Origin of the sequence: Paracidobacterium acidisoli (genome assembly GCF_003428625.2) — a bacterium.
In the GTDB taxonomy this organism is placed as follows: domain Bacteria; phylum Acidobacteriota; class Terriglobia; order Terriglobales; family Acidobacteriaceae; genus Paracidobacterium; species Paracidobacterium acidisoli.
On record NZ_QVQT02000007.1, the window covers coordinates 244740 to 252840 of the forward strand.

Consider the following 8101-nt stretch of genomic DNA (forward strand, 5'->3'; position numbering starts at 1 on the left):
ATTCACCACGATGGAGCCCGCACCGGTGATCGTCAGCGTGTTGCTGCTGGTGATGAAGCCGGGACCCGATGCGACGGTGAAGGTTACCGGCAGCTTCGAGCTGGCTGTGGCGCTGAGCGTGATCGGCTTCGCGCCGTAGGTGACGCTGCCGACCGGACCGAAGGTGATGGTCTGGCTTCCCGTTCCGGTAATGTAGAGCGTTCCCGGCACGAAGCTCAGATCATAAGCGGCAGGCGCGGTCAGCGATCCCTGCGCGATGCTGATGGGGTAGTTGCCGATCGGCGAGTTCTGCGTGCCCGCCGTGGTCAGAACGGGAGTGCCGCTGGTCGTATCGCCGTTCACCAGTCCGTTGATGGTGTAAGTCAGCGCAGGAATGGCGCTGCCCTGAGGGACAGAGATGTTGTTGGCGGCGATGGTGAGCGTCGGGCCGCCGGTTGAAGCCGTCGATTGCGGAACCGGCGTGGCCGCAGCATACTGCCCGTTGCCGAACTGATACGCGGTTACAGTGATCGCGCCCGATCCGGTCATGGTCAGCGTGCCCGCGGTCTGGTTCACAGTGCCCGGACCGGAGACGCGGTAGCTGATGGGCAGGCCCGAGCTGGCCGTCGCGTTCAGCGGAATCGTCTGGCCATAGATCACGCTGGCCGGCAGCGCCGGGAAGGTGATGGTCTGGGCCGTGTTTCCACCGATGGCGATTCCTGAACCGCCTGCCGTGATGACGTTATTGCCGCTCACAGCGTTGTCGGCGTTGCTGGCCACGGTGATCGCGGCCGTCTCCGCTCCCTGAATCGTCGGGAACCACTGCACCTCAATGTTGCAGGTTCCGCCCGCGGCCAGAGAGATGTTCGACGTGCAGTCGGCGCCGCCGCTCGGCTGCTGCGAGAAATCGCTGGGGCTCGGCCCGGGCGTGGGTGAGGTGTTGGCCACGCTGATGCCGGAAAAGTTCAGCGGCTGCGCGCCGATGTTGGTAACAGTAAACGTCTGCGTATTGTTCGTGCCCTCGTTCTCGCTGCCGAAGTTGATCGCCGTCGTGGTCACCGGCACTTCCCGCACAATGCTGAATGAAGCGTCTGTCAGATAGAGATTGCCCTGGCTGTCCAGGCCCAGCCCCGGAGCGTTGTACAGCGACGCACTCGTCGCCAGACCACCATCACCGCACGGTGACGGTGAGCAGGTTCCACCGCCGACGATCGTAGTAATGATCCCCGTCTGCGCATTTACTTCGCGCAAACTCGCATGGGGTACGCCATTTACGGTGTCAGAATCAGGAATGTAAAGGTTATTGGCGTTGTCCACCGCAATACTGGAAATAAGACCGAATTGCGCGCTTGTCGCCGGGCCACCGTCACCCGCACCGATGCCTGTGCTGCTTTGGGTATAACTTCCGGCAACAGTACTGATGATGCCGGTCTGAGCTGCGACCTTGCGCACCACATAGTCGCCGCTGTCGGCGATGTACAGGTCTCCTGCCGCATCGACGGCGACGCTGGAGGGGCTGCTGAGAAACGCGCTGGTTGCCTGTTGACCGTCGCCACATGGCGCGGAGGGGCAGCCGGTTTGCACCGTACCGGCCACCGTGGTGATAACGCCGGTCAGAGCATCCACGCGCTGTATGACATTGTTAGGGGGCCCAAAGTTAATACTGCCGCCCTCTGCGATATACAGGTTTCCGGCATTATCGACAAAGATCCCGCCGGCACCGATTTGTGCGCTGGTCGCGGGTCCTCCGTTGCCGCTGTAGCCGATGCCGAGGCTCGCATTTCCCGCGACCGTCTGGATGATGCCCTGCGAATTGACCTTACGGACGACTGCCTCAGTGCCGTTGTTATAGCCATCGGTGAGATATACGTTGCCGAAAGCATCGAGAACGAGATTCTCAGGCCCGGAGAGCGCGGCCTGCGTCGCCTGGCCGCCATCTCCGCATGGAGCAGGGCTGCATGTTCCCCCTCCCGCAAAGGTGTAGATGTTTCCGGCCACAGCACCGGGAACTCCGGCGATCGTACCTTTCCCGGAAGCGATCACGCGAATGCGGTTATTCGCCTCGTCCGCGATATAGACGTTGCCGAAGCTGTCCGCCGCAACACCCCCTGGAGAATTGAGCGCCGCACCGATGGCCGGCACGTTGTCTCCGCTGTAGCCCCGATCCGGCTGACCATACTGACCGTTAGCGATGGTGGGGTATACTCCGGCGATCTTCTCGATCACTCCCGGAGTAAATGAGAACTCCCCGCCGCCGTTCACGGTGACCGTCACGGAGTTGGAGAAGTTCGCACCATAGCCGGTTGTTCCACTAAAAACGGCTATGAGCGGATTGCCGCCAATGGGCAGCGTCGAGATAGTCAGGGCCGCAACGCCTGAGCCGTTCACTGCGGCTGCGGCTCCAAGGGGATTGGAGCCCTCCTGGAACGTGATTGTGCCGGAGGTGACGGGCGATCCGCCCGGCGTGGTCACCGTCGCGGTCAGCATGATGCTCTGTCCGGTGGTTGCGATCGTGGGGGATGCGGCGAGCGCCACCTCCGCTACCGGGGCCGACGCGGATGCCACATTGACCGGCACAGCGGTCGACGTGCTGCCGGTGAAGTTCGTGTCGCCGTTGTATTGCGCGGTGATGAACAGATTTCCTGCCGGCAGGTTGCTGAGCTGCATCGTCGCCGCTCCGCTGGCCAGCGTGCCTGTTCCCACCTGCGTCGATCCGCTGAGAAGTGTTACGGTGCCGGTGGGCATCAGCGAATTCCCTGCCGGCGGCGCTACCGTGACGGTGAAGGTCACAGACTGACCGGCATTCAGAATGAGGGGAGACGGTGCATTGCTGGTCAGGGCAGTCAGGGTAGCGGCCTGCGCAATCGTTCCGCTGAGCGCAATTGTATTGTTGCCTCCGGTGGCATTCAGGGAATTGCTCGCGACGTTGAGCGCGCCGGTGACCTGGCCGGGTGCGGCGTTGTTGAGAGCAATCGCGACTACGCAGCTTGCTCCTGGCGCGAGGCTGGTGGAGGCGGTGCAGTCATTCGATCCCCCGCTGGGCGTCTGCGCGAAGGAGCCGCTGAAGTTGAGACCGCTGAGCTGAAGCGGCTGCGCTCCCGCATTGGAGACGATGCCGATCTGGCTTGCCACAGGCAGCCCGGCCGTCCCGGCAAAGCTCACGGCCGAAGACGACACAGTGGATTTGCGAATCAGGCCGTGCGTCTGATTGTCAGAGGCATAAATATTTCCGCCGGAATCGACGGCAACGCCAAATGGGTTGACGAAGGTTGCGCTGGTGGCCGGGCACCCATCGCCGTCGGCATCCGTAGCCGCGGCGCAATTGACTGAGCCGCCAAAGACAGTTGTAAACGTTCCCGAGGCATCCACCTTTTCGATAGTTGCAGTGGCGCCGTTGGCCAGATAGAGGCTCCCTGCGGCATCGAAAACAATTTGACCGGAATTGACGCCGCTCGCGCTGATGGCCGGCTCACCCTGCGCGGGGATCGTTTGAGAGGTTCCGCCACCGGCAACCGTATAAACATTGCCGGGCGTAAGGTTCGATAATCCTGGAATATTCCCTGCAACGTAGACCACGCGAAGGTGGCCGGTTCCTGAATCTCCGAAGTAAAGATTGCCGGAGGAGTCCACGGCCACGCCAACCGGCTGTGCGAGCTGGGCCTGGGCGAACGAACCGCCATCGCCGCATACCGGTTGATCCCCGCTACAGTTGCTGTTGTTGAACGTATAAACGCCGCCCACTGGAGTGCCGGCGGGGATGCCAAGCGGATTGCCCGCGGCCGTCTGGCCGGAGTAGATCACCGAAAGAGCTGAGCTGAACGCGTTCGTAAAATAGATGTTCTCCTGCGCGTCCACGGCAATGTCGACGGGCTGGTCGGGGATTGACGTGAAATAGGCTGCCGCTGCCGCCAGCGAGTAGATATAGCCGGGCTGCGGTGAAGCCAGTCCAGGAATGGTACCGCCCGCATAAACAACACGGATCTCCTCGTTGGCTCGATCCGCGATGAAGACGTTGCCGTGTGCATCGACGGCCATATCCTCGGCGGTATTGCTCACAGTAGCCTGCGTGGCCGGGCAGCCGTTGCCGTGTGCGTCCGTACTGCTCGAACAGACCGTCCCTCCGCCGGCAAACGCGTACGCATTTCCCGCCTGCACGGTCACTCCGGGCATCGCCGGAATCGGAGTGCTGCCGGCGGCTATAACGCGAACGATCCCTCTCGATGCGATGTAGATATTCCCCGCCGAGTCCAGATTGATCCCGTATGCGTTCCTCAGCACCAGCGCGCTGGCCGGTCCTGTGTAGTTGTTGGCGGAGTAGCCCAGGCTGCCGGTCACATCTCCTACAATCGTGCCGGCAATTCCGGGCGTGAACTGCAGATCCTGCGCCTGCATCTTCGACGCAATCAGGAAGATGGTCCCAAGGGCCAGAAGCACAGAGCTGACACGGCGGAAGACGGAGACGAAACGGTGCTGCATAAAGCCTCTCTCAAAAACGACAGTTAAAAAATTGCGGTTCATTCAATCAACCTCTTTCAGCACGGTTGCTGCTTCACGCTCACTGCTGATACAGAAAGAAATCCATGGCCGCATACGGAGTGATGGAGCCACCGTTATCGGGACTGGGATAACTTTGCAGGCTGAGGTCGTTGACGGTGACGAAGATTGCGTACTTGCCGCCGGGATTGCCCACCACCGCTTCGCCCTTGAAGATGCAGGTCGGGTTGCCGTTCGCATCTGTGCCGCCATAGGACCGTTGAACGCAGGCCTTGCTGGTATCCGGCACAGTCACGGTGACAGATTTATACAGGCCATTGTTTGCCGAGTCCTGCGTGCCGAGATCGATGGTGATATTCGCGGCGGGGGTCTGCGTCACGTCGTCGCTGGGATACGCGCCACCGGTGATTGCTGTGCCCGATCCGGATGTACCCGATGCGCTGGCCTGGCCAAAGGCCACCGGCAGTGTTCCGGGTAGACCCAGCACCACGTCGTCGATGGCGTCGTACTCGAAGCCCAGATACTTCGCGCCGGTCACAGCGGAGGTCGAGAGCTGGCTCGACGGCTGCTCTACACCGACCAGGCCGAGCGGGCCGGTCGGGCCCGGCGCCTCGCTGAAGAGCGACGGCTCACCCTGGCCCTGGTCCATGATGAAGTAGCCCGAGGAGGTGGCCTGTGCCGTGACCTCCAGGTTATTCGTCGCGGCGCCTGGCGCGATCGAAACCGCAAAGCCCAGCGCCGTCTCGCCGCAGCCTCCCGCAGGCAGTGGAGTGGGCTGAAGGTCCGTTCCATCGAAGGCATACATCTTCAGACTGGAGAAGTTCCACGTGACGCCGCTGGTGCTGGCCTGCACGCTGCCATACGCCACAAAGGGAGTCGAAGCGTCGGGATCTGAGACGCCTAAGGAGATGAACTGATAGGTAGTCGGTTTCGTGAGCGTGAGGCAGTTGCTGGTTTCAACACCCACTACCGGCGCGGTGGTGTCATTGCCGGGGCGCAGCACCACCGCCTCGCCGGGAACTTCGAGCGCATAGCCTGCGCCGCCCGGTGTCGTCGATCCGTTCGCAGTCAGGCTGAAGAAGCTGCTGCCGGTGAAGCTGCCCAGTGTCGGAGCAAGCGGTGGAAGAGTTTCTGGAAGGCCGGCGATGCTGCTTCCCTCATGAACTGGATTCTGATAGCTGAAGTACTTCGAGCTGTCATCGAGGGCTATGGTCCATGCTCCGCCGTACCGGAAGGGGAAGTCGCCGCCGCCAATCAGGCGTGCGTTGCTCCAGTCCACGCTCTGCGTACCGATGTAGGTGGCGTACTGCGCCGACGATGACCCACCGGCCACGCCGGGATTGTCGGCAGTGCTGCTCTTGCCGCCGCCCCCGCCGCAGCCCACGCCCGCCAGCCCGGCTATCGTCATCAGCAGAAGCGCCAATCGGCTCACACTCACGCTGCGCTTCTCCGTTGTTTGCCCGTATCGCCTGTTCATAACCAGTCTCATTTCTCCGAATCGCTAAAAGGACAGCTTGAGGCCCAGCTGCAGGGTGCGTGGAAGGTGCGCGTCGACCGGATGCAGGAACGAGCTGCCGGCTAAACAACCTGCATCTGCCGGACCCGCTCCCATGACCGGCTCTCCGCCTGGATCGCCGGCGGAATAACTGTCCGGTCCATAACAGTTCGCGGTGCGGTTGGCCGTGCTCTGCCCCAGCGTCGGATTGGGATCGTAGATGCGGAACTGCGTATGGTTGAAGACGTTGAAGGCTTCGGCGCGGAACTGCAGCGAGGACTCATGCAGGAAGTGCAGCCCGAAGTTCTTCTGCAGAGCCGTATCGAAGTTCCAGCGGTGCGGATTGTTCAGTGAGTTGCGTCCCGCGTTTCCGAAGGTCAGGCCCTGCGGAGCGGCAAAGGCTCCGGGGTTCAAAAGCAGTGGCCCTTCGCTGCGGCTGTTGTTGCCGCCTGCCGGGATGTTGCGGCGCGGATTGCCGACAAGGTCCGGGTAGGAACCGGCGCCCACTCCGTTCGCGACACCGGCGTTGTCGAGCACTGCGATGGAATTATCGAAACAATGATTTACGTCAGAGCAATAAACCTGCGTGCTGCCGCCGTTGATCACCGTGAAGGGAATGCCGGACTCGAAGAGCGTGATGCCGGAGAACTGCCATCCATCGAAAAGATTTTTGGCCAGTGCGGAAGTTCCGAAGGTGGATGGAGAACGCGAGGACTTCCAGTCCTTGTCCGGATCTTTGCCCTCCCAGTCGATCAGCCCGCGAATGCCGCGCAAAATGGGCAGCTCATAGATGTAGCTGATGTGCAGCAGATGCCGCTGGTCGTAGTTGGAGCTCGACCGGCTGGAGCGGGCGTTGAACGAATCGACGAAGGTTCCGTCTGAGCGGTCTGAGGAGTTGTCGATGCCGTGACTGTAGGTGTAGGCGACGCTGAGCGTCAGCGGTCCGGTGATCTGTCGCGCTGTTGTCTGGAAGGCGTTGTACGAAGAGTTGGCAGTGTTTTCGAGCGAATAGATCTCGCCTATGCCGGGCGCGTATTCACGAAACGAATTCGGGTCGACCTCTCCGCCATTGCCTTCGCCATAGCAGGCCGTCCGCAGGTTAGTCCATCCGGGAGCCGCGGGACCGACGAGAACTCCGCCAGGAAGATGGTAGCTGGTCCCGTCAAAGCCCAGACCGTTCCCGGCGTCTTCTCCACTGTTAAACTGCCCGCAGGCCGTCGTGATCAGCGGCTGGTGCGGAGCAAAGGGGTTCGATGCCGCGGGTGCGGGAACCAGCTGATTGATCTCCCGCTCCAGCGTAAGGTGTGTGCCCTTGCTGCCGACGTAGGCAAACGTCGTCAGCATATTGTGCGGCAGCTCATGTTGGATGCTCATGCTCCACTGCTGCACATAGGGCCATACGGCTTTGCCCGGGATAGCCGTAACATTGAGCGGAAACGCTCCCGGCCCGCGCGGGCAGCCCGGACCGACATTGCCGATGCAGCCCGCTCCATACGGGCTGAGCTGCGTCATGCTCAGCACCATCGGGGCGCTCGCTTCAAGCGATCCCGTATTGGCCTCGTCCGCGGTGCCGTGCTCGAAGAAGATGCCGTACCCCGCGCGAATCGAATTTTTGCCATTCCCGAACGGGTCCCAGGCAAAGCCGACACGCGGAGAGAAGTTCCACAGATGACCCGTCATGCAGCTGTTGGGCACACCGTTCTTACCGCACTGCACGATGCCGTTGATCACACGCGGATCGACGTTGCCATTCGGCAGATAGGTCGGAATCGGCTGTCCGGTGGTGGCGTCGAGCAGCTCTCCGGTGGCGGCGATGCCGAGCCCGTTGGCACTCTGGCCGTCCACTACCACCGACTCGGCCATAGACCGGTTGTACGCGCTCGGCACCCAGTTATAAGCATTGTTCTTCTTCTCGTGATACGTCCCAAAGAGATTGAGCCGCAGGCCGGCATTCACTGTCAGCCGTGAGTTAACCTTCCAGTCATCCTGAAGGTACGGCTCGACGATCTGATAGCGCTGGTAGTACCTCGTCTGCGCGCTGTCCTGCTGTACGTTCGCGATCGCTCCCATGCCCAGAAAATCGGCGAACGCATTGCCCGAGCTGTACAACGACTGCTCATTGCTGAAGGTCAT

The 8101-nt window shown here is 61.6% G+C and carries 3 protein-coding genes; all 3 read right to left on the bottom strand.

Annotated features, from left to right (window positions below):
* The coding region (locus D0Y96_RS18870; protein ID WP_158562489.1) for an NHL domain-containing protein at positions 1–4455 on the bottom strand (4455 nt) is incomplete at its 3' end.
* Positions 4456–4534: 79 nt separating this feature from the next.
* Positions 4535–5950: a hypothetical protein gene (locus D0Y96_RS18875; RefSeq protein ID WP_147325145.1), complete on the bottom strand. Its 1416-nt coding sequence runs from the start codon at positions 5948–5950 to the stop codon at positions 4535–4537.
* Positions 5951–5974: 24 nt separating this feature from the next.
* On the bottom strand, positions 5975–8101 hold a 2127-nt coding region (locus D0Y96_RS18880; RefSeq protein WP_147325146.1), incomplete at its 5' end, for an outer membrane beta-barrel protein.

Coding starts and splice junctions, on each gene's coding strand:
- D0Y96_RS18875 (WP_147325145.1), bottom strand. CDS start 5,950: ATGAACAGGCGATACGGGCAAACAACGGAGAAGCGCAGCGTGAGTGTG.